This window comes from Aequorivita sediminis (assembly GCF_032080575.2).
Classification (GTDB): domain Bacteria; phylum Bacteroidota; class Bacteroidia; order Flavobacteriales; family Flavobacteriaceae; genus Aequorivita; species Aequorivita sediminis.
Genome location: NZ_JAVLSO020000002.1, coordinates 377,636 through 403,800, shown reverse-complemented (window position 1 = coordinate 403,800; position 26,165 = coordinate 377,636). Strand labels below are relative to the sequence as shown.

The following is a 26,165-nucleotide window of genomic DNA, read 5'->3' as shown; positions in this document are numbered from 1 at the left end:
TACAGAGAAAATTTATGGTTAAAAAATTACTCAAATTCTTATTTAAAATACTCTTTTGGTTTATCGGACTTTCGATTCTTTGGGTAGTACTTTATAAATATGTTCCTGTGCCCTATACACCATTAATGGCTATTCGCTCTATTGAAGGAGATGAAAACCACAAAACCCGCCACGATTGGCTTCCCATACAAGAAATATCTCCAAATTTACAGTTGGCGGTAATTTGTGCTGAGGACCAAACATTTTTAAGTCATAATGGCTTTGACCAAGAAGCGATTAAAAAGGCAATGGAAAGCAATGAAAAAGGCAAGAAACTTCGCGGAGGAAGTACAATTTCTCAACAGACGGCTAAAAATGCATTTTTATGGCCAGGTCGAACTTGGTTTAGAAAAGGATTAGAAGCATATTTTACTATCCTTATCGAGGCTATTTGGGATAAAGAACGAATATTAGAAGTTTACTTAAATAGTATTGAAATGGGACCTGGAGTATATGGCGCCGAGGCTGCTTCGCAGTATTGGTTTAAAAAGTCAGCAAAAAACCTCTCGACAGAACAGGCTGCTAGAATTGCAGCAATTTTACCTAGTCCGCAGCGATATAGCGCAAATCCTCCAGGTTCGTACGTAGGCAGAAGAACACAATGGATTATGAAACAAATGCGCTATTTTGGTCCATTTACGCTAGAAAAACAAGTTAAAGAAAAGAAGAAAAAATGACAGTATTAGAAATTAAATCTGAGTTGCTTCAACACTGTCAAAATCAGGTTGGCGTTAGGTTCTCAAAAATAAAGCAAACTATTGCCGATATTGAAGAATCATTGTTTGATGAGTCTAAAAGTAGTGCCGGAGACAAACACGAAACCGCTAGAGCCATGCTTCAGATTGATCGAGAAAATGCTGGAAGACAACTACAAGAAATTGAAAAGCTAAATCAGCTTCTAAAAAAGATTGATATAAAAGCAACTTCAGATTATGCCCGTTTGGGAAGTTTAATCGACACAGATAAGTTCAATTACTTCATTAGTATTTCTATTGGTGCTGTTACCATAGACAATATTGAATACTTATGTGTTGCATTAAATTCACCGGTAGGAAAACTTTTATCGGGAAAACGAAAAGGAGAAAATTTTACTTTAAATGGGAATGATTATAAAATTAAAAAAGTAGAATAATTCTTTTAGAATTGAGTTTCCATTAACACTTTAGGTATCTTTTTACTCATTTCTAACAACCATTTAAGCTGTTCCCGTATTAAATGTTCTTCCTCGAGTATTGAAACCAGCTTTTTGTCTTTTTCTGAACCACCAACCTCAGAAAGATTGATGCTTTTACCGTAAGTAACTTCAAAAATATCTTCAGGTTCCACAAGCTCCCGATTTATTTCAGAATATTTTTCTGAAGCAAGTATAGCCTCCGCAAACTTTAAATTTTCAACAATTCGGTTAGAAACCTTATTAAAATTAGCTGTTGCAGGAGTAGTTGGATTATTTAATATATAAGTGCTCAACGATGCTAAAGACGACAATAACGTATGATTAAGCATTGCAATTTCATACACTTTATCTAAGTTCTTTTGTTTAGATTTTGGTTCTTGTGTCATTCGTTGAAAAGCTGAACTCAAATCGGACATTTCTAAAAACGCCTTTTTTCGAGCTACTTTATACTTATCAGAAACCTCTCCTTTTTTATTGTAATAACTAATTATTTCTTCCAAATAAACTCGATTCGCATGTAAAGATTTCACCAAAGTTTTTTGCATACTCTCTATTTCCCAAGCAGGCCAAAGTAGTAAATTCCCCAATGTAGCCAACCCTGCGCCTATTGCCGTGTCTATAACTCTATACTGAATAACGCTAAATGTATCTGGTTGTAGTAACGCATAAATAAAAACAACACTTAAGGTAATAAAAGTGGCAGACGCTCGGTAATTGCGCTGTATCATCGAAAAAGCAATTATCAATGAAGTAATTGCTAATACACCATAAACAGTTGTGTTTTGAGTAATTAAAACAATGGCAACAGCTATAACTCCTCCTATAAGAGTACCAACTGTACGTTCAATTGAACGAGTTTTAGTAAGCCCAAAAGTTGGACGCATTATTACTATTAATGTAAGTAAAATCCAATATGGGTTTTGAATTTTAAATATAATCCCTACGCCATAACCTATCATCGTAATCGTTGCAATTCGCAAAGAGTGTTTAAATATTGGAGATTTTAGATTAAAATTTTCTATTAAAACTTCAAAATCATAATTCTCTTTCGTTAGAAATCGTTTGGCATATACATGCTTGATAAATGGAATTTGTCGACGGTCGGGATTACTGAGCAACCACTCAATTTTTTCTATTTTTTTAACCTGTTCTTTTTGATACTTATATAAGTTTCTAAGCATCAAAGAATCTTCATCATAAACCTCTTCTGAAAAAAATACATCTTTTTTTACACAATCTAAATAGGATTCAATCGCTGTGCTTTTCGGGAGTCTTTTAGGTCTTGAAAGGTAATCTGAAATAGTCATTAACCTATCACTCATTGCAAACAACAAAGCTTGAAAGTCATCTAATTGCTTTGGATTTTTTTTAAACAACTCGTCTGTTTTCGAGTAATTCACTGGGTTGGTCATCGCCAATTCGAGCATGTCGATTAACTGAGCAAATATTAACATTCGCTTTCCCTCATAATCAGACTTTCCTGAATCTTTTCTAGAAGAAATTAAAATTTCACGCAATGTTTCGTGCGTTGTAGTCAGTTCTGTTTGAAGGTTAAGCAGTTTTTTTAAAAGCTCAGTTCTGTTATTCTTTTCCTTAACCAAGTGGCCACGGGTTCGCAAATAATCTGCTGTAAGCCTAATTGTTTGTGAGAGATAATATTCTGTAGGTGCTTTCGGAAAAATATAGTGTCGCAACAAAGACAATGAAGCGTACCAAAGTCCACCGACACCAATAAGCAACATTCTTTCATAAGGCTGCAAATCGTCAGAAATATTTGAAAAGCTAAGAACTAACGCAAACAAACCCGAAAAGCTGATTAACGATGCTCTAAAACCATAAATAGCTAAATAGGAAATACTAAACATTAAAATCCCTAAAGCAGGAAATGTGAACCATAGCGAAAGATGAAGATAACCACCTATAAAACTAATTATCATCGATAACAAAGTAGCAAGAAGAATCCCTGTTATTTTATGTCTAATACTTCCACTTACATCACTTGGAGAAGCAAGCATCGCCCCTACCGTTATGGTTATCCCAATTTCAAGCAAGTCGAGTTTTAACCCTATTACAATTGGAATTGTTAGAGCAATTCCCAATAATATAGCCTTAGAAAAATCGGTGCTTTTAAAATATTCCGATAGCTCTTTAAAAGTTTCCCTTATTATATTTTGAGATGTTTTCAATTAGTTAAAATTCACAGGTTGCAAAGATATTGACTACACCTCTTAAGTTTGTTCTTTTCTAAAAAGAAACTTTGTTATTCTTTTATTAAATAAACTTAATTACAGTAAAAATGGGGGTTAATATCTTAACTTTAAGCTATTATCAATAAAATTATAAAATATGAAAAATAAAGTTATAACTCTAAAGTCAAGACCAGTTGGTAAACCAACACAAGATGACTTTAAGTTTTCAGAAGAAACAATGCCTGAAGCTCAAGATGGTGAGGTGTTGCTAAAAATTAAATACGTGTCCGTGGATCCCTATTTACGTGGAAGAATGCGCGATGAAAAGTCGTATATCGAACCTTTTAAGGTCAATGAACCATTAGAATCTGGTATTATTGCTGAAGTTGTTGAGTCTAAAAATAAAAATTTTAAAAAAGGTGAGCATGTAAATGGGATGCTTAAATGGAAACAATTTCAAACTTCAAACGGGAATGGTTTAAATAAAGTAGATCGAAATAAAGCGCCCTTAAGAGCGTATTTGGGGGTTTTAGGGCTAACAGGAATAACTGCTTATTTAGGGCTCGATAAAATAGGAAACCTTAAAAAAGGAGAAACTCTTTTAGTATCTGGAGCTGCTGGAGCCGTAGGTAGTGTGGTTGGCCAAATTGGAAAAATTAAATGTTGTAAGGTTGTTGGAATTGCAGGTAGTGAAGAAAAAACAAAGCGAATACAAGAAGAATTTGGCTTCGATAAGGCTATCAATTATAAAACCACAGACAATGTGCACAAAGCTATTGCCGATGCTTGCCCAAATGGAGTAGATGTTTACTTCGATAACGTTGGTGGGGAAATTTTGGATGCTGCTTTAGCTAATATGAATAAATACGGTCGCGTGGTATGCTGTGGTGCAATTTCACTATACAATGAAACAAAAACTCCAAAAGGGCCAAGAGTTGAAACCAAACTTATTAAGAACAGTCTTTTAATGCAGGGGTTTACCGTGAGGGATTTTGTAAAAGATTTTGGGCCAGCTCAAAACCAATTGGCTAAATGGATGGAAGAGGATAAAATAAAATATTTAGAAACCATAGTGGAAGGTTTCGACAATATTCCAAAGGCATTTATTGACCTATTTGATGGTAAAAACAAAGGAAAAATGATTGTGTCAGTTTAATCTCATTCCTACATCAGGGGTGAAAATAATCCCGCTAATTTTTCAAGAATTAGGGTAAAATTAGACCGTTCATTCCATTTTTCAGCATCAATTACGACAGAATCTTTTAAATCATTATAGAAAGCAGTGTGAAGTTCTTCTGCAATTTCTCTATCGTAAACAATTGCATTGACTTCAAAATTAAGGTCAAAACTACGGATGTCCATATTTGCCGTTCCAACTATTGAAAGTTGTTTATCTACAACCATGGTTTTTGCATGAACGAATCCTTTGTGATAACGATAAATGTTTGCACCTGCATTTATTAGACGTCCGTAGTACGATCGGGCTGCATAGTTAACAAATTTAGAATCTGAAATACCTGGCACTAGCAGATTTACTTTAGTACCACTTGCTGCTGCTATTACTAAACTTTCTAAAATAGTATCCCCAGGTATAAAATAAGGAGTGGTAATAAGTATCTCCTCTTTGGCTAAGCTAATGGCTTGCAACAAGCTCTGTTGAATCAGTGGGGAATCTGAATCTGGCCCACTGTAAGCTATTTGAACAACTTTATCTGTTTTTAAAGGAATTTTACTATCATCAGGAAAGAAGACCTTAGTTGGTTTTAAAGCTTCGCCAGAGCAATAATTCCAATCCCCCAGAAAAATATATTGTAAGCTTTTTACAATGGGACCTTTAATTTGTAAATGCGTATCACGCCAATACAACTTGTTTTTGTCTTTGGAATTATTGACGTACTTATCACTAACATTTATTCCTCCTACAAAGCCTACAACTCCATCTACAACAATTATCTTTCGATGGTTTCGGTAATTTATTCTATTCGCAAAACTGATGAGCTTTATTTTGTAAAATGGAAAAACGCGGATTCCAGCTGCTTGCATTCTAGGAACTTGTTTTTTCCGAATTGGCCTACTTCCAAAGTCGTCGTAAATAAATCTTACAGCTACACCCTCTTTTGCCTTTTGAATTAAAAGATCGATAATCCGACAACTTATAACATCGTCTTCAAAAATGTAATACTCAATATGAATATGGTTTTTAGCGTTTTTTAGGGCCTCAATAACACGCGGAAATTTTTCCTCGCCATTTAGCAATATCTTTACATCGTTACCTTGAAAAATTGGGCTTAAACTTTTGTTGAGAATTAGCGTAGCGAGCTTTTCAAAACTTTTTACAGATTCTTGTCTCGTTTTAAAAATGATTTGCGAAGTTTCTAGAATCCTTTCTCGCATTGTCATTTCCAATTCAGGGTTGTTGAAAATTTTCTTGCTATACATTTTTCGTTTTCGATAATTAATACCCACGGTAAAGTAAATGATAATACCAACTATAGGTAATAAAATAACAGCGAGCAGGTAGGCGAGAGTTTTAGTTGTGTTTTGTGTGTCGTAAACCACCCGAACACATACTAGGAGAACTATAATAATATAAACTATTTCAGCAATTAAAATCCAGTTCATTTGTTATAGAATTGAGGGAGCATTGCTTAAAAATAAAGCTTTTATCCTAATTTATTTTCTAAAATTGGTTCTCTTGTCGAAAAAATTCCCTTAAAGGTAATAGGAAAGGCCTACAATTGTATCTACTGCAATAGTTTGATTGTGTTTAAAATAAATCATTTGATTCTTCCAAACACCTTCTATAAGATAATGATCGCCTTTAAAATAGCTTTTTTGAACTTTTATTTTAAAACTTGTATTCTGTGAAGATAATCGCAATTGGTGGGGAAAGACAATGATTCTTTCAGAAGATGCACTTTTGTTGAATAAATTTTTCGGAAGTAAATTTGCTTCTCCAAAAAAACCTGCTTGATACGCTGTTGCAACGTTTTTGTAAATGAACTCTGGAGCGCCTTTCATTTCAACTTGTCCCTTGTTAAGCATTAAAATTTCAGTAGAAAATGCCAATGCTTCTTCGCTATCATGGGTGGCGGTAATACAGCTGATATTATTTTGCTTTAGATAGCCAAAAATCTTTCGCTGCAATTTGTTTTTTCTGAAGGTATCAATATTGCTGAAGGGCTCATCAAGTAGCAGTATCTCTGGCTTGTTTGCTAATGCTTTTGCCAAGGCTACTCGTTGCTTTTGCCCTCCACTCAGGTTTTTTACTAAAGTGTCTTTAAACACTTCCATTTCCACTACTTTAAGAAGCTCGTCGATTCTTTCTGCATCCTTTTCTTCATTGAGACCAGTAAGGTGTGAACCCAAGTTTTCCGCAACAGTTGTAAACGGCATAATATTGAATTCCTGAGCTACCAATTTCATAAATGGCTCACCAGGAATAAGGGTCTTGGTAGGTCCTAGTAGTTTTTTGTCGTTGTAATAAATGCTTCCTTTATCTAAATGAAGTAACCCATAGATAAGATGCAAAAGTGTAGATTTACCACATCCACTTTCCCCAATAACACTTAGATGTTCTCCTGGTTTTAAAGTAAAATAGATATCCTTTAAAATGGTTTTATCGGTATAAGAAAATGAATCAATTTCAACGCTAAGCATCCCGAAATTAATTAGCTAAAATCCCTTTACTTTCCAAAACAGGAAGAGCTTCTAATTTTTCATCAGATATACTATTCGGGGCAAAAAGAAATTTTTGCTCAAAGAGTTTATTCTCAGCAAAAAATGTAACTAGATATTCGTTAGTAAACCCTAAAACCTCATCAGAAATGAATTCTACTTTAACAAATGATTTTGGTGCAACATTCCCTAAATTTCGACGTAAAGTTGTTGTTGTTTTGTCTTCGGTGTTACCACGTGACATAACTAAAACTGTATCGATTTCTTCTTCTTTATTATTTACAAAATAAACCGTCCACAAGTCTGCAGCTAACTCTTCGTCCCATTCTTTTACAGCAACGATATTAATGTTTTTCGCTTGAAGTATTTCAATATCTTTTCGCATAATTAATCTTCAATTTTCCACATTATCCACACTGCCAAAAGTGATATGGCAGATATTCCTAATAAAATGGCTCCAACAACTATTTTAATATAGGCAATTACAAAAGTTAAATACGCAATAGCGATTGCAATAATAACCAATAAGGCAATGACAAAATATTTCTTCATAACACGAGATTTTAAAATTTTAAGGTACTCTTATAAGACTTACAAGATGTCTTTTTTATCGTCAATAAACTAAACGATGCCTTGTAGGAATTATGTATTAAAAATCATATGTCTCAAAGCACAGTGGTCTTAGTTTTTTCTTTAAAGAACACTTTTAAATTGCTCTAAAAAGCGAACGTCGTTTTCGCTAAACATTCTAATATCTGGAATTTGGTGTAATAGCATTGCAATACGATCTACACCTACTCCAAAGGCAAATCCCGAATACTCTTCAGGGTCTACCCCACAATTTTTAAGTACGTTTGGATCTACCATACCGCAACCACCAATTTCTAACCAACCTGTACCTTTTGTAATTCTGTGATCGGCTTCAGTTTCTAGGCCCCAATATACATCAACCTCAGCACTTGGCTCTGTAAATGGAAAATATGATGGGCGAAGACGAATTTTAGATTTCCCAAACATTTCTGTTGTGAAATATTGAAGGGTTTGTTTCAAATCTGCAAAACTTACGCTTTTATCCACATACAATCCTTCAACCTGGTGAAAGAAACAATGTGAACGAGATGAAATTGCTTCATTTCTATAAACACGACCCGGAGAAATAGTACGAATTGGTGGTTTATTGTCTTCCATATACCTAACTTGAACAGAGGAAGTGTGCGTGCGCAACAAAACATCTGGATTAGTTTGGATAAAGAAAGTATCCTGCATATCGCGCGCTGGGTGATATTCTGGTAAATTTAAAGCAGTAAAGTTATGCCAATCGTCTTCAATTTCTGGTCCTTCAGATACGTTGAAACCAATGCGCAAGAAGATATCAATAATCTTATTTTTTACGATAGAAATAGGATGACGTGAACCTAATGGAATTGCCTCCCCTGGTCGAGAAAGATCGCCATAAACACCTTTAGCTTCTGAACTGTCTTCAAGAGCTTGTTTGAGTGCATCTATTTTTTCTTGAGCTGTGTTTTTAAGGGTGTTTATTATTTGACCATATTCCTTTTTTTGTTCGTTCGGAACATTTTTAAACTCAGCGAAGAACTCATTTAAAAATCCTTTTTTTCCTAAATACTTTATTCGAAAGCTCTCTATTTCTTCTTTATTAGTTGAAGAAAATGCTTGTACTTCGGCAATGTGTTTTTTTACTGTTTCTATCATTTTCAGATAATTTATTTACTGCTAGAATTTATCTTTAAATTGGTGCTTTAAGTGATAATCTTTGTTAAAAGACGAATTATACAATTACTTCCTTTTCCAGAAAGTATTGCACGATAGCTTCTTTCATCAAAACGCTTTGCTCACCAGCTTTTAGTGATGGAAGCTGTTCTAAAACACGGTAGTGAGGCCAACCTTGGTCATCAAAATAATCAAATTCGTAATATCCATAAGGCTCTAAAAGTCGACAAATTGCAATATGCATCAAGTCTAACTTTTCATCTTTTTTAAATCTTCTATGAATTTGACCTAACTCTTGTAATCCAACAAGGTATATTATGGCATCAAGATCTAATACTTCGCCATCTGCAAAGCGGTTACTCAACATGCTCACTACAGCCTCCCATCTTTCCTTTAATTGTTCGTCGCGTGCCATTTATTATATATAATTTAAGCTGCAAAGATACATTTTACTATTCTGAAATAGGAATACAGAATTCAGAATTTGGAAAACTGTATATTTATCAAAATTTTTAAATATGAATACTATAGATATTGTTGTTGGAATTATTTTAATTATTGCCTTTTTTATGGGATTCAGAAAGGGAATCTTAAAAACATTGGCATCATTAATTGGTTTGGTAGCAAGTGTTTATGGCGCTATGTATTTTTCAGATTATGCTAGAGTTTATATTGAGCGATGGTTCGATTGGAGTGATGACTTAACTAGTCTAGCTTCATTTTTAATCACTTTTATGGTGATAATGCTAGTATTTAGCATACTTGGAAGAGTGTTGACAAAAGTCGCCAATTTTGCAATGATGGGAATTTTTAACAAGTTTTTTGGCGGGGTTTTCAATGCCTTAAAATTTGCCTTCTTAGTAAGTGTAATCTTTATGTTTGTAAACGCTTCTGAAGATTATACCATACTTTCTCAAGAACAGAGAGATGCCTCGGTCCTATATGAACCTGTTGCATCAATAGCTCCAGCTATTCTTCCGGCCATCTTGAAAGAAGTGGACGAATTAGAAATTGACATGCCAGAAATCAATTCTCCTTTTGAAGAAAAAGAGGATAGCATTCAATAAGAAGTAAGTCTAAATTTTATAATTGTTTCAAGTCTGAAGCTGGAATCCAACCATCTTTTCCATCGGCTAAAGTAATTCGATACCAATTACCATCCTTAGCAGAAATTTGAACCTTTGTGCCTTCGTGTAGAACGAAAGCAACATTGCTGCCCATAGTTGGTTCTGTTTTTACCTCAATCTCACTTGCAAAAATAATTGCAGGTTGCTTTTTTGTGAAATCGTCATAAGTTAAAAAAGCCATAGTTAAAGCTACTAATAAAAATAATCCTGCAAACATTGAACTTGCAAAAAGCAGGCGTTTTTTCTTTTCAGCAAAAGCAAAGTAGTATAATAAAAACAATGCTACGAATGATAATGAAGACACCACAGCAAGAATCGCCCACCCATTAAACGTGAAAATTCCTGCTATACTCGAATACCATTTTGAAAAAAATGTTTCTGGTAGTGGTTCAATAGCGTCAATTCGTGCATTTTCAGCAAAAGCGAGATTGTTTTTTATGTCAGCATCGTTTGGTGCAAGCTGTAAAGCTTTTTCGTAATAATACACACTTGGCCCGATGTGGTTTAATTTATATTGTGCATTTCCTAAATTGAAATACAACTCGGCAGAGTGATGTCCACCCTCTAAAATTTGCATCCAAGCATTTATTGCCTGCTGATACTTTCCATTTTTATAAAGTTCTTTTCCTTGGTCAAAAAGTGCTGTATTTTGAGCAAATGCAGAAAACGAAAGAAAGAACATCATCGTTAAAATGAAGAGTTTCTTCTGAAATAAACTATTTATATTTAAAATATTGGTTTTCATAATTCTGAATTCAGCCTTCCTAATTAAACAATTTGTTTGTCGATATTCGATATCACATCTACCGCCTTTGCATAGTCTTGTTGTACTGAAGCCTCAGACGAAGAGGCGTAACGGGCAAATTCACAACTTTTTAGTAGGCCAATAAAGTTTTCCACTGTAGGAGCTTCCACCTTCCGTTCTAACATCATATTTGATATTAAACTCTTTTCCATTTCGGAAGTCTCGATGTTCAACTGGGCTTTGAGATAATTGTGTAAAGCACGTTCTAAAGCTTCGTAAAATGCAGTTGGATTTGAGGTATTTCGTTTTGCTTCCGAAAGGTATTTTTTAGCAAGTCTATTTGCACGACGCAACTTATTACCTTCCACATCGCTTAAACGTTCTTTACGTTTTTTACCCACTAAAATAAATAGGGGAATCAATAAAAATGGACCTCCTAACAACGACCAAAACAAAGCTGATTTAAAGAAAGGCTTCTCCGATTTTGACTTTAAATTAGCATCTAATTTGATATATTTAAAATTATCTTTTGAAAGAACAACTTGTTTGTTTGTGTCGCCACCGCTAGCAATAGGCGCTGTAGCCGAAACGGGGCCGTTTTCTACTTCAATAGTAAATCCTTTTGAAGTGATAGTTTTATATTTTTCAGTCTTAGGATCAAAAAATGAAAAGCTTATAGGGTTAATAGGATAACTGCCTTTAAACTGAGGAACGATAGTATAAACATTTGAAATAGACCCTTGCATTCCTCCTACTGTAGTCCTAACATTTTCACTGTGTTCAGGCTCATAAACTTCTAAGGTGTTTGGCAGGTTTACTGATGGAATTGTAAATAATTTTAAATTTCCATTTCCAGAAACTTTTAAATCTAACTCAAGTGATTCGTTTGCGTTGAGCGTAGTTTTATTTGTGTTCACCTCAAAAGAAAAATCGCCAACAGCCCCATTAAATCCATCCGGTTTTCCTTCTAAAGGAAGCGGCTTTACATCAATCGTTCTTTTCCCTGCAGAAATTGTTTTGTTAACGCGCTGCATTATTCTACGGCCAAAAATATCGCGTCTGTTTCCTTGAACATCTACTGGCACATCCAATGTAAGAGGTTGTATATCTAGTTTTCCAGTTTTTTGCGGATATAAGACGGTAGTTCGCAATATTACATATCGATAATCTTGCCCGTTATATTTTCCCTCCATAACCTTAAAGTTATTTTGGTTATCGATATTCTGACTCCAGAAATCGGCATATTTTGGGGTGTCGATTTCACGCCATTGGCTGGTAATACTTACATCGTGTGAAACATAAAGTTTGTAAGTAACGGTAATGGCTTCATTTAAATAAGGTGTAGCATTAGAAACTTCGGCTACTAAATGAACATTCTCACTTGCAACATAATCGGCATTGTTTCCATCTTTTGGAGTTTCAACAGCCGCAGTAACCTCAACTTCTATTGGAAGGGTTTTATAAGTTTCCCCGTCAATTTCAATCGTTGCTTGACCAATGGTTACATTTCCACGTGTTTGAGGCGATAAGAAATATGAATATGTTTTAGAAAAACTCCTTTTTCCATTAATCCAAGAGTTACTAATAGATTGGTTTGGACCACCAACTACTCTAAAGTTTTCAAAATTAGGCGGTCTAAAATTATCCCCATCTTGATTCATCTCAAAATCTACTCGTAACCGTTCATTAATTCCGAGTCTTTTTTTACTTACCTTGGCATCAAATTGAACCTGGGCAGATGCAGCAATACTACATAACACAAATCCTATAAGAAATAACAAACTCTTCGTCTTCATAATCTACCAGTCTTTATCTGATTTCACTTTGGCGCCTTTTTGCTTTTCAGCATTAATCTTTTCTTGCGTCTTTTTCTCTTCGTTATTCATGGCTTCCAACAAACTTTTTACCTGCTGAGGAGAAAGTTGACCAGGTACAGGTTGTTGCTGTTGTGGCTTATCTCCTTCCGAATCTTTAGGTTTATCAGATTTTCCTTTGTCTTTATCTTTGTCCCCTTCATCCTTCTTATCTTTCTGATCACCTTTATCTTTATCGTCTTTTTGATCGCCCTCGTCGCTCTTATCGCCGTCTTTATTTTTGTCGTCTTGATCTTGTTTATCTTGGTTGTCCTGATCTTTATTGTCGTCGTTCTTGTCGTCGTTTTTATCGTTTTGATCTTCTGGTGGTGGCGGATTTTTATCTAATAAATCTTTTGCCAACGCCAAATTATAACGAGTTTCATCGTCGTTAGGGTTGTTTCGAAGTGCATTCTTATAACTTTCTACGGCTTCAGTATATTTCTTTTCATTCATATACGTATTCCCTAAATTATGAAAAGCTCTATGCTTATCAGCTTTGGTTGTAGCTGTAACTGCTGCTTGTTTAAAACGAAGCATTGCCTCTGCATTTTTTTCTTTTCCGTAGTAAGCAGTACCTAAATTGTATTTGGCAGTTTCATCTTTTGGGTTTAATGAAATTGCTTGCCTATAATTTGCTTCTGCATCTGGAAATTTTTCTTTCTGAAGCATTTGTTGCGCTTCACTTAAATAATTTTGAGCAACTTTAAGTTCCTTTGTTTGCTCATTTGACTGCTGTGCAAATGAATTCAATGAAATAATAGATATACATAGAATCATTATAATTCTGAATATCTTATTATTCTGAAAAAACGTTCTTTCTACAAACATCATCTTATTGTTTTTCCTTTTCATTAAACAAATTCAATTTTTTAAGCCAAGCCGTTTGTCTTTCTAAAAAGAATACATCTAAAACCAGCAAAAATAATGCCCCAGCTAAAAACCATTGAAACTGATCTTTAAAATCTGTGAATTGTTTGGCTTCAAATTCTTTTTTATCCATTCCACCTAAAATAGATTTTACGCTATCTACTACAGCTTTTGTATTGGCTCCATCAATATACTCACCATTGGTAGTTTGAGCTATCTTTTTAAGAGTTTCTTGACCTAATCGACTTATAACTTGTTCATTATTTCTGTCGCGAAGATAATATTGTAGTATTCCATTCTTTTTAATTGGAATTGGTCCTCCTTCAATAGTACCTACACCAATAGGGAAAATTCTTATTCCTTTTTCTGCAGCTTCTTCAGCAATTTTAGCAATATTACCCTCGTGATCTTCTCCATCTGAAACTAAAAACATTACGCGATTGGTTTGGCTCTCATCGTCGTAGAACCTTTGTGCCATTTCAATTGCTTGCGTAATGGCAGTACCTTGAGAGGAAACCATATCGGTGTTCATTCCGTTAAGAAATAGTTTTGCCGACCCAAAATCGGTTGTAATTGGCACCTGCGGAAATGCGCTACCTGCATAACCAATAATTCCCACCCTATCTCCAGCAAGACCATTTATTATTTGAGTAATAAGTTGCTTAGATTTGTCCAATCGATTGGGCGCAATATCTTCAACAAGCATACTTTTGGAAACATCTAAAGCGAAAACAATATCAACACCTTCGCGTTTCATTGTTTCTAATTTAGTTCCGATTTTAGGATTTACCAATGCAACACTCAATAAAGCAATCGCCAGACACAGTACGAATATTTTTAACGTCGATTTAAAAATAGAACGGTTTGGACTTAATTTCTTTAATAGTTCTTTATCGATAAACTTTTTTTGTATCGATTTTTTCCAAACTAAAAGCAATAGAAAACCCACCACTATCACCGGAATGGCGATGAGGACGTAGAAGTAAATTGGTTTTTCTAATACTAACTGATCCATTTTATAAAAATCCTTTAAATATTGTTGTTCGCAACAAAAACTCAAGTCCCAATAGAATCAAGGCGAATATTACAAATGGACGGAACATTTCGTCGTAGTTGGTAAACCTGAATTCTTCAATATCAGTTTTTTCTAGTTTATTTATCTCCTCATAAATCTGCTCTAACTTGGTGTTATTTGTCGCTCGGAAATATTGTCCGCCTGTTTTATTAGCTATATCCTTCATTAAAGCTTCATCGATTTCAACCTTAACATTTCCATATTGAAATCCACCGTCTGGACGTATTGCAATAGGAGACATCGCCATGCCATTACTTCCCAATCCAATAGTATAAACTTTTATACCAAATTCAACTGCCAATTCACTTGCAATTTTTGGATCGATAAACCCAGAGTTGTTTACACCATCTGTAAGCAAAATAATTACTTTGCTCTTGGCACGACTATCTTTTAGTCTATTCACCGCTGTTGCCAATCCCGACCCTATTGCAGTTCCTCCTTCAATAGTAGTGTTATAGGTTACATTTTTTAAAGAAGATAAAACAATGGTTTTATCACTTGTAATTGGCGTTCTCGTAAAACTCTCACCCGCATATTCCACCAAACCAATTCTATCATTTGGACGACCATTAATAAACCTAGCGGCAACAGTTTTTAACGCTTCCAATCTATTGGGCTTTAAATCTCTTGCCAACATACTCGCAGAAACGTCTATTGCCATTACAATATCAATCCCACGCGTTGTTTTGGTTTTTGTAGTTTCATCTACTGTTCTTGGTCGTGCTAGGGCAATAATTATTGCTGAAAGCGCTACAAGACGCAATATAAATAGCAAAGGTTTTAATTTTGCCAACCAATTCCTCCCTGTTTTAAAGCCTTGTACAGATGATATTTTTAGAGAGGCTGTTTGTTGTTTTCGCTTCCATAAATACCATAGCACAAGCACTGGTAGTATCAAAAACAACCAGAAAAACTGCGGATTTACAAATTCGAAATTACTGCCCATCTTTCTCTGAAATTTCTAGCTCAATTGATGCTATAATTCTTTCTTTAATTTCTTCGGCATATTTGCCATCGTCTTGATATACTAACAACACTTCCTGCAGTCCATTTTGTTGAGCAAATAGCAATAATTCGTAAGTGCTTTTCTCTTTTAAAACTTTCGAGTCTGAAACTTGAACGTTGAATTCACCATAGGCTCTTACTCCTTTTATTCCTTTATCAGTTTCAAAGTCATCTCGTTTTACGATTAAGTTTTTAGCCCCTCGTTGCTCTAAGTCTTGAAGAACAGCTTCCAAAGCATTTTCTAAAGCAATATCTTGTTTCTGACTAAAACGTGTTGTTGAAACCATTATATGTAATGGAGATTTCATTTCACCATAAATGAAATAATCTTTTCCACTTATCATACTATTTTCTGCATTTGCATCTTGTGCTTCTACACGCACAAGCACTTCTGGCGTTTCAATAATTACAGCTGGAAATCCGTATTCACTTTTTATCCATCTATTTTCAGATAGTTCTCTTAGTTCGTTACCAAAAACTTTATCTTTTAGATTGTCAAAACCTGTTATACTTCCATAAACAACACCTGTTAAAACGATGGCTAAAAGTACACCTGAAATTCCAAGAATTAATTTTCTGCGCTTGCGTTTTTTCTCCAGTTTTTCAAGATATTCTTGAGTTTCTAACAACTCTTCCTCTGTTGGCTCCGGAACAGCCTCATGAGTTTCGTTGATAATCTCTTCTATTATATTTCTATCTACAACCGCCTGACCGGTCTCTTGATTCATTTTAGCAAATTTCACTAAATCGGCACGTTTAAAAATTGCATCAAGTTTGCGAATAGTTTCCAAATCGAAATCGAAACTCCCGGCATCTCTATGCATCATCAATCGGGTGATAAGCTCATCACTGGTGCTTTCAAGCGCAGCTTCATCAACTTCACGATCGAGATAACGTTTTACAATCTCAGTAAGGTTACTGTAATAATCTTTACTTTTATTTTCCTTAAGCAACTGGGAGTTATCAAGTTGTTTAAGCGCTACAATGGCTTCCTCATAAGGAGGCAATTGCTTTTGCTCAGCATCTTTTCTCTTTTTTCTTCTGAAAAGATATATTGCTAGACCAATAATAAGAAGTATTGGGATTAACCAATACAAAAGCTGAAGCCAATCAAAAGGTGGATTTTTTACCTCTACTGCAGGTTTAATATCGAACATTTTCTGCTTTGTAGTATCAATAATTACGTCGTTTACTTCTACTTTAACCGAATCAGTAAAATGAGGTTTTTCGTTGATAAATACAATCTGTGGAGGAATGGTGTATTTACCACTATCAAATTGGGTTAAGCCGTATTTTTTAATGAGGTGATATTTAGCTCCTTCAAAAGTAGTATCTGCCTTATAAGATTCTATCATCTCCAAAGGCATATAAGTTTGCTCTTCCTGAAACCTAACAATATCAGAAGAATCGGCTTCTACTTTAATAGTGTAGAGAATTTCTTCTCCAATTTTAATTTTCGTAGAATCTACAGAGGAACTTACTTGAGCATTTGAGAGGAAAGAAAATAATACAAAGAATAGCGAAAAAAGAAAATAGCGGTTGCTTTGAAAGCTCAACTTTCTGAAGTTCTGATTATTATTTTGTCTAAAATCTAACATCTCAAGTTTAAAATCTAACGTCTTTTAAAATAGCCTAATAATTTCTTTACATAACTTTCATCAACCCTAGAACTCAAAGCTCCCGCCCCACTTTTGGTAAAAGATTCGGTAAAGTAATTTACGCGCTCACGATGATAACTGTAATATTGATTACGGACACTTTTTGAGGCTGTGTTTACTAAAATTAATTCTCCCGTTTCTTGATCTTCCATTTGAACCATCCCTAAATTTGGAATGTTTTCTTCGGCTTTATCGTAAATTCTAATGCCTGTAAGGTCGTGTTTTTTTGCTGCAATTTTCAAGGTGTCTCGATAATTGTCTGCAATAAAATCGGAAAGCAAAAATACTATGGCTTTCTTTTTCATTACGCTACTTAAAAATTTTAATGCGTTTGAAATATCAGTTTTGTTACTCTTAGGTTTGAATTCAATTAATTCTCGAATAATTCTTAGTACGTGCGACTTTCCTTTTTTGGGAGGGATAAATAATTCGATGTCATCCGAAAAAAGAATCAGTCCAATTTTATCATTATTCTGCATTGCTGAAAAAGCCAGCGTTGCGGCAATTTCAGTTACTATTTCATTTTTAAATTGTTCTTGCGTTCCAAAAAACTCAGAACCACTAATGTCTACCATTAGCATTAATGTAAGCTCACGCTCTTCTTCAAAAACTTTTATAAAAGGCTCATTGTAACGAGCAGTAACATTCCAATCGATATTGCGAACATCGTCTCCAAATTGGTATTTTCGAACTTCGCTAAACGTCATACCACGACCTTTAAAAGTACTGTGGTACTCGCCACCAAACACGTGATCGCTTAAGCGACGTGTTTTAATTTCGATTTTTCGTACTTTTTTGAGAAGTTCTTTTGTATCCATTGCTTTTACTTACGATATACGATTTTAAATTAACGACCGCCATACAATACAGCATTAAAGTCGGAAACTTGCATTCTAAATTCGCAAATCTTACGGTACCTCAATTACATTAACAATCTTGTTGATGATGTCTTCTGAAGTGATGTTTTCTGCCTCTGCTTCGTAGGTAATACCTATTCTGTGACGAAGTACATCGTGTACAACAGCACGAACGTCCTCTGGAATTACATAACCACGACGACGGATAAAGGCGTAACATTTGGCAGCTATAGCTAAATTGATACTTCCACGTGGAGATGCTCCAAAATTAATAAGTGGTTTTAAATCTGATAAACCATAATTTTCTGGAGTTCGTGTAGCAAATATGATATCTAGAATATATTTTTCAATCTTCTCATCCATATAAACTTCACGAACTGAAGCTTGAGCTCTTAAAATTTGTTCTACAGAAGCAACAGGATTTACTTGCTCAAATCCACCTTTTAAGTTTTGACGAATGATTAATTGTTCTTCAGCGATTTGCGGATATTTTATAACTGTTTTTAGCATAAAACGGTCCACTTGTGCTTCGGGTAACGGATAAGTTCCCTCTTGCTCAACTGGGTTTTGAGTAGCCATTACAAGAAATGGCTTTTCTAGCTTAAAAGTAGTCTCTCCAATTGTAACTTGTTTTTCCTGCATCGCTTCCAAAAGCGCAGATTGCACTTTAGCCGGAGCTCGGTTAATCTCATCTGCAAGAACAAAATTGGCAAAAATTGGTCCTTTTTTAATACTAAAGTCGTTGACTTTCATATTGTAAATCATCGTTCCCACAACATCTGCAGGAAGCAAATCTGGCGTAAACTGAATTCGGCTAAAGCTGCCGTGAACAGCTTTTGCGAGTGTATTAATTGCAAGTGTTTTTGCAAGACCAGGAACGCCCTCAAGCAGGATATGTCCTTGCCCTAGCAAACCAATCATAAGGCGTTCCACCATATGCTTTTGGCCCACGATAACCTTGTTCATTTCCATGGTGAGAATGTCTACAAAGGCACTTTCTCTCTCAATTTTTTCATTTAACGCTCCTATGTCAAAGGTCGAATTTGTGTTTTCCATATTGTATTTAGATTCAATGTAGAATGCTTTTTAAAAAGTTGCTGCAAATTGTGCAATAATTGCTAAAAACGCTGTTAACAATTGGTTAAATTAAAAAAGAGGAAAACTTAAAGTTTCCATCTTATTGTTAATGCTAAACATCTGTAATTTAGAATTATAAATTAATTATCCCCATATTGGTTACTTCTCCTTGCTCAACAATAACATTTTCAACAACAACAGCTGGAAGACCTAAAGCTTAATCTGCTTGAATATTTACAGTATAAACTCCATTAGGAACAGCACTTAATAGAAAATCACCTTGTGCATTCGCATAAGTTGAAACTACTATATGTCCGTTTACAACAGTAATCATTGTTAAATTACCTGCAGGAAAGATCTTTCCACAATTGCTCCACTTTCAGCCACTAATATTGCTCTAATTACAGGTTTTAGATAGTATGCACTATCTCCTTGGAATAGAATAGACTTCTCAAAAATCGGGTATGAATTTAAAAATTCTGGTTCGAAGGTTTTATTTACCTGAATTTTTAATCTAGATTGTTGTGCACTTGGAGTTGCCAATAGACGAACTTCTCCACTTACCAATATAGAATTCTTATCGCCTAAAATTATCATCGTTGTTACAACATGCTAACTCAACAAATAACATTGCTATTAAACTGAGCTCAAAAAAGGGATTTCATATTTATTTTTTTAGAATTAGCTTTACAAAAATTTAATCAAGCAAATAAAAATTTTACCTCTTTAGGATTTTTTAATCTTAATATTAACCAATTTTCACCTTCCTCTAAACACATATTATAACATTAAAAATTCTTAAAAATGCAAAGTAAAACAGCTTTTATAACAGGAGCAACTTCTGGAATTGGGATGGCAACCGCTAAACTTTTTGCTAAAAACGGCCTTAAATTAATTATCTGCGGAAGGAGAAAAAACAGATTAGAATTTTTAGCTAAAGAACTTTCCTTATTGACCGAAGTTCACACATTGAGCTTTGATGTTCGCAATAAAGAAGAGGTTTTTTCAAAAATAAATTCGCTACCAAAGAAATTTTCGAAAATTGATATTTTAATTAATAATGCCGGAAATGCCCACGGGTTAGAAACTATTGACGAAGGAAGTATTGATGATTGGGATGCGATGTTAGATATTAATGTTAAGGGATTGTTGTATGTTTCAAAATCTATTCTTCCAAATATGATTGAGCGTAAGAGCGGTCATATTATCAACATTGGCAGTACAGCAGGGAAAGAAGTTTATCCTAAAGGAAACGTTTATTGCGCAAGTAAACACGCTGTAGACGCCATAAACCAAGGAATGCGAATCGATTTAAATGGAAAAGGAGTTAAGGTTAGTGCCGTTAATCCTGGGCTAGTGGAAACCGAATTTAGTAAAGTCCGATTTAAAGGCGATATCAAAAAAGCTGATCAAGTTTATCAGAAGTACACGCCTTTAAAACCAGAAGATGTTGCCGAGGTTATATGGTTTGCTGTAACTCGCCCCCCGCACGTAAATATTGCCGATTTAACTGTTATGTGTTTAGATCAGGCTACTTCGACGGTAATTAATAAAAACTAAGCAATTATCTTTATTTCATTTTAAAGAAAACTCTCTCTTTAAGATTTTGTATATTATTTAACAATTCTATACTTTAGAGGATTATTTATAGCGATGCAAATCCTCTAATACCCTCGTATGAAAACCTCCCCATTTTTATCCATTATTTGCTTTTTTATACTCATTTCAGTTACAGCACAAGAAGGTGCTCGATTTAAAGAAAGCAAAAAAATATTTCTGCACGGAAACTCTGTTCTTATCGGAAATAATATTTTAGGACACCACCCTACCAAACCATTAATGAATACTAAAGTTTCCAATGATGAGGTAGCTATGAAATATATTGATGTTGACGGCGATCCTTCTACATTTAGTTCTAGTCAAGCAGACATATTGAACTTAAAAAACGGAGCGAGAATTGCTCATGCTGAGCTTTATTGGTATGGGCTATACCCATACAAAACGAGTGCTTTACGGGAATCAAGAAACAAATTAGTGCACGTAGGAAAAGGTCAAAGAGACACTATTGTAAATTCTATAAAGTTTAAAACTCCAGAGGGTAATTATGAAGATGTTGTTGGCGAGGTAGTTTTTGATAGTTATTCATCAAATCTATTCATCGAAAACTCTCCTTATGTATGTTATGCCGATATTACCAAAAAAATTCAAAACCTATCTTCTCGCAATGGCACCTATACTGTAGCAAACATTAAAGCAACGACAGGTAAGATTTTAGGAGGTGGATCTGCTGGATGGCTATTGTATATTGTTTATGAAGACGAAAATGAAAGTCCTAAATATTTTACTACATATAATGGACTTTCTGAAGTAAGCAACAATGCAGTAACAATAGATTTTAAGAATTTTAAAAGTAAGGAAGAAGGCGACTTTAAAACTACGATAGCATTAGCTGCTATGGAAGGCGACAGAAATATAAAGTCTGATCAAGTTTCAATATTTAATAAGAAGAAAAGAATATTTGAAGCACTTAGTACACCGATGAGAGATAAAAAGAATTTCTTTAACAGCTCTATTACTTTGGGCAGCGAGAACTCTTCTAAAAGAAATCCTGCTAGTACAAATACCTTAGGTTTTGACTTATTAAAAATGGAAATTCCCAATCCAAAGAATAATTTATTAAACAATTCAACTACAGAGGTTAAGCTTCAATTTAAAACGAAAAAAGATCGCTATTACATGTTTTTTGCAGCTTTTGAGACTGAAATTAACAAAGAGTATTTAGAAGAAAAAACAAGAGAAGCTCAAGATGATAATTCTACAATAGCCTTTACACCTAAAAGCAGTAGCACTATCTCAGAAGAAACTTCATTAAATAATAAATCTGAAAGAGAAACATCGAGTGAACTCGCAGAACTTTCTGAAGAAGAACTTTTGTTAAGAACTTTAAACATCGAATCTGTTAATATCCCTGGTTTAGTTTCTGGCTATTATCTTATTACAAATGTATTTGCAGAACTAGACAATGCTAAAAGCTGGTCGAAATATTTAGCCGAAAAAGGATACACACCTAAAACCTATATTAACCCAGCAAATAATTGGCACTATATATATATCGCTAACAATAAATCTATTCTACCAATTTATGACAAATGGCAAAAAACCAAGGATTTAGAATACTTTAATAAAATTTGGATACTGAAAATTAATATATAAACTTATTTTCGACCAAAATCTGCTGGAATTTCACCCCATGCTTTGGTTTCCCATTTTACTACTGTTGTGGTGTAGGTATTGGTTTTTAACCAACTTTCTGCTCGGGCAACAAGTTCGAAAAGCTCTTTATTCTTAGCCGTTTGCTTAAGCTTCGTATTGCATTTTTTCTTTTTCACCCAACCCATAGCAATTCGCGAGTCACTATATAAAATACGATCGCTATTGTTTTTCTTTAAAAAAGCTAGACCATGTACGAGTGCTAAAAATTCTCCTATATTATTTGTCCCTTGTTTAAAAGGCCCTTGATGAAATAATTGTTTTTTGGTTTGTGTATCTACACCCCGATATTCCATCACCCCAGGATTACCACTAGATGCAGCATCTACTGCTATAGAATATAGATTAGGTTCACCTATTTTTTTTAGCTGTTCTTTTGAAAGCGTCTTCTTGGTTTTTTTTCCTTTATAATCTGCATACTCTCTATTATAAGCTTTCTTAGCCTCTTGAAAAGACTCAAAACTTTTATATTGAGCTCCTGCAACCCCATCAATAGCGCGTTTGCATTTTGCCCAACTGTCAAAAATACCAGTGGGATTTCCAAACCAAACTACATAATATTTCTTTTTTTTAGCCATTAAGTAAGATGTCTTCTATTACTTTAGGGAACCACTTATATTCCAAATTATGAATTTTTTGTGCAATTGTATCTACTGTTTCCTTCTCAGAGAGGGTGACACTATGCTGTGAAATAATCGCTCCTTCGTCATAATTTTGATTAACGTAATGAATAGTTATACCAGTTTCCTTTTCATTATTATCCATTACAGCTTTGTGCACAAAACTGCCATACATCCCTTTTCCTCCATATTTTGGAAGTAAGGCAGGATGAATATTTATAACTTTTCCAGGAAATTCTTCAAGTATATTTTCAGGAAACTTTAATAGAAAACCCGCCAAGACTATTAAGTTAGGATTGGTTTCTTTCAATATTTTCAATACGCCTTCTTCAGAAAACAACTCACTTTTACTAAAGCTCATCGCTTGTACATTCAAGCTTTTGGCTTTATCTAAAACTTTGGCATCCTTCTTGTTTGAAAGCACGAGAACGACCTCGGCAGATTGGGATCGTTGGAAGTATTTAATTATGTTCTCGGCATTGGTACCATTACCCGACGCAAAAATTACAATTCGTTTCTTCATTTCAGTTTTCCTAAGTTTTTCAGAAGTATTATTTACAAATTAATAACAAAAGTACGGCAATAGGGTTTCACTTCGCCCAAAAATGTTTAAATTGGTTTCCAAATTTTGAACTCCTGTGAAATGAATAAAAATTACTAAATTCACATTTTCAACATTAAATGGTGTTTTCAATTAAAATATTTTATTTTTGCCACTTATAATTAAAATTTAAAATCAAGAATTATGTCAGACATTGCATCAAGAGTAAAAGCTATTATCGTAGACAAATTAGGTGTAGACGAAAATGAAGTTGTTAACGAAGCTAGCTTCACAAACGACTTAGGAGCAGACTCACTAGATACGGTTGAGCTTATAATGGAATTTGAAAAAGAATTTGATATCCAGATTCCAGACGACCAAGCAGAAAACATCGCTACAGTAGGTCAAGCAATTTCCTATATAGAAGCAGCAAAATAAGATTCTTCCATGGAGTTAAAGCGAGTTGTAGTAACAGGATTGGGTGCACTTACCCCTATTGGCAACAATATTGAAGAGTATTGGGACGCCCTTGCGGGTGGTAAAAGCGGCTGCGCCCCTATTACGTATTTTGATCCCGAAAAGTTCAAAACAAAATTCGCTTGCGAACTGAAGAATTTCAACGCATTAGATCATTTTGATAGGAAAGAAGCCCGAAAACTCGATCGTTTTGCCCAATATGCACTTGTATCTTCTGATGAAGCTATACTTGACGCTGGATTAAATCTCGATGAGGTTGATAAATTCCGTGTTGGTGTTATTTGGGGAGCAGGAATTGGCGGGTTAGAAACTTTTCAAAATGAAGTGATAAACTTTGCAGAAGGGGATGGAACGCCGCGTTTCAACCCCTTCTTTATCCCAAAAATGATTGCGGATATTGCGCCAGGAAACATTTCTATAAAACACGGTTTTATGGGACCAAACTATACAACTGTTTCGGCCTGTGCATCATCTGCAAACGCATTAATTGATGCCCTAAACTATATTCGATTAGGACATTGTGATGTTATTGTAACCGGTGGAAGTGAAGCAGCAGTAACAATGGCAGGAATGGGTGGATTTAACGCAATGCATGCATTATCAACCCGTAATGAAAGTCCAGAAACGGCTTCACGCCCTTTCGATGCTACACGTGACGGATTTGTTTTAGGTGAAGGTGCGGGTGCACTTATCTTAGAAGAGTATGAACACGCTAAAAAGCGTGGCGCAAAAATTTATGCTGAAGTTGTAGGAGGTGGTATGAGTAGCGACGCTTATCATATGACCGCTCCACATCCAGATGGTATCGGGGTAGAACGAGTGATGTTAAACACATTACGCGACGCTAATTTGAGTCCGAATGATGTAGATACAATAAACACTCACGGTACATCTACTCCACTAGGAGACGTAGCAGAGTTGAAAGCAATTGTAAATGTTTTTGGTGAACACGCAAAAGACATTAATATTAATTCAACCAAGTCTATGACCGGACACCTTTTAGGTGCTGCCGGAGCTATTGAGGCCATTGCCTCTATTTTGGCTATGAAAAACGGGATTGTTCCACCTACTATAAATCACACTACAGTAGATGAAAACATAGACCCTTCATTAAACTTAACTTTAAATAAAGCTCAAAAGCGCGAGATTAACGTAGCTATGAGTAATACTTTTGGTTTTGGCGGGCACAACGCTTGTGTGCTCTTTAAAAAAATCGATGCCTAAATGGCTTCTTTTAAAAATATATTTTCTTCCCGCTCTGAAAAGAATGGGGAATTTTCTAATTCTCTAAAAAAAATACTTGGCTTTAAGCCAAAAGATATTTCTATTTATGAAACTGCCTTTACGCATCGATCTACAAATGAAAAAAACGATGACGGGCAACCACAAAATTATGAACGTCTTGAATTTTTAGGGGACGCTATGCTAGGTTCAGTAATAGCAGCACACCTTTTTAAAAAAGTTCCAGATGGCAATGAGGGGTATCTTACAAAAATGAGAAGTAAAGTGGTGAGTCGCGAACATTTAAACGAACTAGGCCGCGATTTACAACTTATAAAATTCTTAAAAACTACAATTCCATCTCAACAGTTTAGCGGAAATATCTACGGTAATGTATTTGAAGCATTAGTTGGTGCAATTTACCTGGATAGAGGTTTTAAGTATTGTGAGAAATTTATTCAAAAAAGAGTTATTAAACCTTACGTAGATATTAAAAAACTAGAAGGAAAGGTAATTAGCTACAAAAGCCTTTTTATTGAATGGTGTCAGAAAAATAAAAAGCAATTTAATTTTGAGACTTACGAAGACAATGGCAAAGATCAATTAAAGCATTTTGCAGTTCGATTAAAACTTGAAAATGAAGTGATTACAAAAGCTAGAGCCACTTCAAAGAAAAAAGCAGAAGAACGCGCAGCCAAAAGAGCTTTCTATAAGCTTAAGATAAAAGTTGACAGCGAAAAGCATTAAACTTTTCGACAATTTTTTTGTTTAAAATACATTCTACTATTTATTTTACTCTTACTATTTATACCCTTATGTATTTACCAACAATTGGTTTTGATACATTAAAAATTAAGACATAATCAATACGTCGATGTATAAATAATAACATTGTATTTAAGTAAAACAAGGTGTAACTTGCTTATTTTTGTACTTTAAGAATCTATTTCTTTAGCAA

General features: G+C 34.6%; 27 protein-coding genes. 9 read left to right on the top strand and 18 right to left on the bottom strand.

What is annotated here, in order from left to right; translation table 11 throughout:
• Positions 1-14: 14 nt before the first annotated feature.
• A complete protein-coding gene (gene mtgA, locus RT250_RS05280) occupies positions 15-716 on the top strand; it encodes a monofunctional biosynthetic peptidoglycan transglycosylase (protein WP_313112790.1) in 702 nt (233 codons plus the stop codon).
• The gene (locus tag RT250_RS05275) at positions 713-1,171 is read left to right on the top strand and encodes a 3-oxoacyl-ACP synthase (protein ID WP_313112788.1); all 459 of its coding nucleotides are present in this window, start codon (positions 713-715) and stop codon (positions 1,169-1,171) included. Before mtgA ends, RT250_RS05275 begins: the two co-directional genes overlap by 4 nt.
• Before the next feature lie 5 nt (positions 1,172-1,176).
• Here RT250_RS05275 and RT250_RS05270 read toward each other — a convergent pair whose 3' ends face one another.
• Positions 1,177-3,399, bottom strand: coding sequence for an FUSC family protein (locus RT250_RS05270; protein ID WP_313112786.1), 2,223 nt, complete (start codon positions 3,397-3,399; stop codon positions 1,177-1,179).
• Positions 3,400-3,559: 160 nt separating this feature from the next.
• Between RT250_RS05270 and RT250_RS05265 the strand changes: the two genes are divergently transcribed.
• A complete protein-coding gene (locus tag RT250_RS05265; RefSeq protein ID WP_313112785.1) occupies positions 3,560-4,558 on the top strand; it encodes an NADP-dependent oxidoreductase in 999 nt (332 codons plus the stop codon).
• Between the two features lie 8 nt (positions 4,559-4,566).
• Here RT250_RS05265 and cls read toward each other — a convergent pair whose 3' ends face one another.
• The 6 genes from cls to RT250_RS05235 form a co-directional block, all read right to left on the bottom strand.
• On the bottom strand, positions 4,567-6,024 hold the full coding sequence (gene cls, locus RT250_RS05260) for a cardiolipin synthase (RefSeq protein WP_313112784.1): 1,458 nt from the start codon (positions 6,022-6,024) through the stop codon (positions 4,567-4,569).
• A 90-nt stretch (positions 6,025-6,114) separates the two neighbouring features.
• Positions 6,115-7,062: an ABC transporter ATP-binding protein gene (locus RT250_RS05255; RefSeq protein ID WP_313112782.1), complete on the bottom strand. Its 948-nt coding sequence runs from the start codon at positions 7,060-7,062 to the stop codon at positions 6,115-6,117.
• A gap of 7 nt (positions 7,063-7,069) precedes the next feature.
• The gene (locus RT250_RS05250; protein WP_313112780.1) at positions 7,070-7,465 is read right to left on the bottom strand and encodes a hypothetical protein; all 396 of its coding nucleotides are present in this window, start codon (positions 7,463-7,465) and stop codon (positions 7,070-7,072) included.
• 2 nt (positions 7,466-7,467) lie between these two features.
• Positions 7,468-7,632 (bottom strand): hypothetical protein, encoded by a 165-nt coding sequence (locus RT250_RS05245; protein WP_313112778.1) that lies wholly within the window; start codon positions 7,630-7,632, stop codon positions 7,468-7,470.
• A gap of 141 nt (positions 7,633-7,773) precedes the next feature.
• Positions 7,774-8,793: a phenylalanine--tRNA ligase subunit alpha gene (pheS, locus tag RT250_RS05240; RefSeq protein ID WP_313112776.1), complete on the bottom strand. Its 1,020-nt coding sequence runs from the start codon at positions 8,791-8,793 to the stop codon at positions 7,774-7,776.
• A gap of 76 nt (positions 8,794-8,869) precedes the next feature.
• Complete coding sequence (locus RT250_RS05235; protein ID WP_313112774.1) at positions 8,870-9,226, bottom strand: hypothetical protein; 357 nt, start codon at positions 9,224-9,226, stop codon at positions 8,870-8,872.
• Between the two features lie 103 nt (positions 9,227-9,329).
• On the opposite strand from RT250_RS05235, the gene RT250_RS05230 reads away from it, so the two are divergent.
• Positions 9,330-9,878, top strand: coding sequence for a CvpA family protein (locus RT250_RS05230; protein ID WP_313112773.1), 549 nt, complete (start codon positions 9,330-9,332; stop codon positions 9,876-9,878).
• Positions 9,879-9,894: 16 nt separating this feature from the next.
• Here RT250_RS05230 and RT250_RS05225 read toward each other — a convergent pair whose 3' ends face one another.
• The 9 genes from RT250_RS05225 to RT250_RS05185 form a co-directional block, all read right to left on the bottom strand.
• On the bottom strand, positions 9,895-10,683 hold the full coding sequence (locus RT250_RS05225) for an SH3 domain-containing protein (RefSeq protein WP_313112771.1): 789 nt from the start codon (positions 10,681-10,683) through the stop codon (positions 9,895-9,897).
• 23 nt (positions 10,684-10,706) lie between these two features.
• Positions 10,707-12,479, bottom strand: a complete 1,773-nt coding sequence (locus RT250_RS05220) for a BatD family protein (protein ID WP_313112769.1) — start codon at positions 12,477-12,479, stop codon at positions 10,707-10,709.
• A gap of 3 nt (positions 12,480-12,482) precedes the next feature.
• On the bottom strand, positions 12,483-13,391 hold the full coding sequence (locus RT250_RS05215; protein ID WP_313112768.1) for a tetratricopeptide repeat protein: 909 nt from the start codon (positions 13,389-13,391) through the stop codon (positions 12,483-12,485).
• A complete protein-coding gene (locus RT250_RS05210) occupies positions 13,372-14,421 on the bottom strand; it encodes a vWA domain-containing protein (RefSeq protein WP_313112766.1) in 1,050 nt (349 codons plus the stop codon). The genes RT250_RS05215 and RT250_RS05210 overlap by 20 nt, the downstream gene beginning before the upstream one ends.
• Before the next feature lies 1 nt (position 14,422).
• Positions 14,423-15,427, bottom strand: a complete 1,005-nt coding sequence (locus RT250_RS05205; protein WP_313112764.1) for a vWA domain-containing protein — start codon at positions 15,425-15,427, stop codon at positions 14,423-14,425.
• Positions 15,417-17,084 carry a DUF4381 domain-containing protein gene (locus tag RT250_RS05200; protein WP_313112763.1) on the bottom strand — a complete coding sequence of 556 codons (1,668 nt, stop codon included), beginning with the start codon at positions 17,082-17,084 and terminating at the stop codon, positions 15,417-15,419. The genes RT250_RS05205 and RT250_RS05200 overlap by 11 nt, the downstream gene beginning before the upstream one ends.
• A gap of 14 nt (positions 17,085-17,098) precedes the next feature.
• Positions 17,099-17,962: a DUF58 domain-containing protein gene (locus RT250_RS05195; protein ID WP_313112761.1), complete on the bottom strand. Its 864-nt coding sequence runs from the start codon at positions 17,960-17,962 to the stop codon at positions 17,099-17,101.
• A 90-nt stretch (positions 17,963-18,052) separates the two neighbouring features.
• A complete protein-coding gene (locus RT250_RS05190) occupies positions 18,053-19,057 on the bottom strand; it encodes an AAA family ATPase (protein WP_139853964.1) in 1,005 nt (334 codons plus the stop codon).
• A 357-nt stretch (positions 19,058-19,414) separates the two neighbouring features.
• Positions 19,415-19,675, bottom strand: coding sequence for a hypothetical protein (locus RT250_RS05185; RefSeq protein ID WP_313112760.1), 261 nt, complete (start codon positions 19,673-19,675; stop codon positions 19,415-19,417).
• 207 nt (positions 19,676-19,882) lie between these two features.
• On the opposite strand from RT250_RS05185, the gene RT250_RS05180 reads away from it, so the two are divergent.
• Positions 19,883-20,638, top strand: a complete 756-nt coding sequence (locus RT250_RS05180; RefSeq protein WP_313112759.1) for an SDR family NAD(P)-dependent oxidoreductase — start codon at positions 19,883-19,885, stop codon at positions 20,636-20,638.
• Between the two features lie 117 nt (positions 20,639-20,755).
• Positions 20,756-22,291: a hypothetical protein gene (locus tag RT250_RS05175; RefSeq protein ID WP_313112757.1), complete on the top strand. Its 1,536-nt coding sequence runs from the start codon at positions 20,756-20,758 to the stop codon at positions 22,289-22,291.
• A 2-nt stretch (positions 22,292-22,293) separates the two neighbouring features.
• Here RT250_RS05175 and RT250_RS05170 read toward each other — a convergent pair whose 3' ends face one another.
• Both RT250_RS05170 and purN read right to left on the bottom strand, forming a co-directional pair.
• Positions 22,294-22,926, bottom strand: a complete 633-nt coding sequence (locus RT250_RS05170; RefSeq protein WP_313112755.1) for a ribonuclease H family protein — start codon at positions 22,924-22,926, stop codon at positions 22,294-22,296.
• Positions 22,919-23,491, bottom strand: coding sequence for a phosphoribosylglycinamide formyltransferase (purN, locus tag RT250_RS05165; protein WP_313112753.1), 573 nt, complete (start codon positions 23,489-23,491; stop codon positions 22,919-22,921). Before purN ends, RT250_RS05170 begins: the two co-directional genes overlap by 8 nt.
• Before the next feature lie 222 nt (positions 23,492-23,713).
• On the opposite strand from purN, the gene RT250_RS05160 reads away from it, so the two are divergent.
• From RT250_RS05160 to rnc, 3 genes are read left to right on the top strand one after another with little or no spacing between them, the layout of a single operon-like run.
• Complete coding sequence (locus RT250_RS05160) at positions 23,714-23,947, top strand: acyl carrier protein (RefSeq protein ID WP_014781833.1); 234 nt, start codon at positions 23,714-23,716, stop codon at positions 23,945-23,947.
• Positions 23,948-23,956: 9 nt separating this feature from the next.
• Positions 23,957-25,210, top strand: a complete 1,254-nt coding sequence (gene fabF / locus RT250_RS05155) for a beta-ketoacyl-ACP synthase II (RefSeq protein ID WP_139853970.1) — start codon at positions 23,957-23,959, stop codon at positions 25,208-25,210.
• Positions 25,211-25,954: a ribonuclease III gene (gene rnc / locus RT250_RS05150; protein ID WP_313112745.1), complete on the top strand. Its 744-nt coding sequence runs from the start codon at positions 25,211-25,213 to the stop codon at positions 25,952-25,954.
• Positions 25,955-26,165 lie beyond the last annotated feature (211 nt).

Coding starts and splice junctions, on each gene's coding strand:
- RT250_RS05250 (WP_313112780.1), bottom strand. CDS start 7,465: ATGCGAAAAGATATTGAAATACTTCAAGCGAAAAACATTAATATCGTT.
- RT250_RS05210 (WP_313112766.1), bottom strand. CDS start 14,421: ATGGATCAGTTAGTATTAGAAAAACCAATTTACTTCTACGTCCTCATC.
- RT250_RS05245 (WP_313112778.1), bottom strand. CDS start 7,632: ATGAAGAAATATTTTGTCATTGCCTTATTGGTTATTATTGCAATCGCT.
- RT250_RS05190 (WP_139853964.1), bottom strand. CDS start 19,057: ATGGAAAACACAAATTCGACCTTTGACATAGGAGCGTTAAATGAAAAA.
- RT250_RS05230 (WP_313112773.1), top strand. CDS start 9,330: ATGAATACTATAGATATTGTTGTTGGAATTATTTTAATTATTGCCTTT.
- RT250_RS05220 (WP_313112769.1), bottom strand. CDS start 12,479: ATGAAGACGAAGAGTTTGTTATTTCTTATAGGATTTGTGTTATGTAGT.
- RT250_RS05180 (WP_313112759.1), top strand. CDS start 19,883: ATGCAAAGTAAAACAGCTTTTATAACAGGAGCAACTTCTGGAATTGGG.
- RT250_RS05275 (WP_313112788.1), top strand. CDS start 713: ATGACAGTATTAGAAATTAAATCTGAGTTGCTTCAACACTGTCAAAAT.
- RT250_RS05160 (WP_014781833.1), top strand. CDS start 23,714: ATGTCAGACATTGCATCAAGAGTAAAAGCTATTATCGTAGACAAATTA.
- RT250_RS05195 (WP_313112761.1), bottom strand. CDS start 17,962: ATGGATACAAAAGAACTTCTCAAAAAAGTACGAAAAATCGAAATTAAA.
- rnc (WP_313112745.1), top strand. CDS start 25,211: ATGGCTTCTTTTAAAAATATATTTTCTTCCCGCTCTGAAAAGAATGGG.
- RT250_RS05175 (WP_313112757.1), top strand. CDS start 20,756: ATGAAAACCTCCCCATTTTTATCCATTATTTGCTTTTTTATACTCATT.
- RT250_RS05170 (WP_313112755.1), bottom strand. CDS start 22,926: ATGGCTAAAAAAAAGAAATATTATGTAGTTTGGTTTGGAAATCCCACT.
- RT250_RS05200 (WP_313112763.1), bottom strand. CDS start 17,084: ATGTTAGATTTTAGACAAAATAATAATCAGAACTTCAGAAAGTTGAGC.
- purN (WP_313112753.1), bottom strand. CDS start 23,491: ATGAAGAAACGAATTGTAATTTTTGCGTCGGGTAATGGTACCAATGCC.
- RT250_RS05225 (WP_313112771.1), bottom strand. CDS start 10,683: ATGAAAACCAATATTTTAAATATAAATAGTTTATTTCAGAAGAAACTC.
- RT250_RS05255 (WP_313112782.1), bottom strand. CDS start 7,062: ATGCTTAGCGTTGAAATTGATTCATTTTCTTATACCGATAAAACCATT.
- RT250_RS05185 (WP_313112760.1), bottom strand. CDS start 19,675: ATGATAATTTTAGGCGATAAGAATTCTATATTGGTAAGTGGAGAAGTT.
- cls (WP_313112784.1), bottom strand. CDS start 6,024: ATGAACTGGATTTTAATTGCTGAAATAGTTTATATTATTATAGTTCTC.
- RT250_RS05205 (WP_313112764.1), bottom strand. CDS start 15,427: ATGGGCAGTAATTTCGAATTTGTAAATCCGCAGTTTTTCTGGTTGTTT.
- RT250_RS05215 (WP_313112768.1), bottom strand. CDS start 13,391: ATGAAAAGGAAAAACAATAAGATGATGTTTGTAGAAAGAACGTTTTTT.
- RT250_RS05235 (WP_313112774.1), bottom strand. CDS start 9,226: ATGGCACGCGACGAACAATTAAAGGAAAGATGGGAGGCTGTAGTGAGC.
- mtgA (WP_313112790.1), top strand. CDS start 15: ATGGTTAAAAAATTACTCAAATTCTTATTTAAAATACTCTTTTGGTTT.
- fabF (WP_139853970.1), top strand. CDS start 23,957: ATGGAGTTAAAGCGAGTTGTAGTAACAGGATTGGGTGCACTTACCCCT.
- pheS (WP_313112776.1), bottom strand. CDS start 8,793: ATGATAGAAACAGTAAAAAAACACATTGCCGAAGTACAAGCATTTTCT.
- RT250_RS05265 (WP_313112785.1), top strand. CDS start 3,560: ATGAAAAATAAAGTTATAACTCTAAAGTCAAGACCAGTTGGTAAACCA.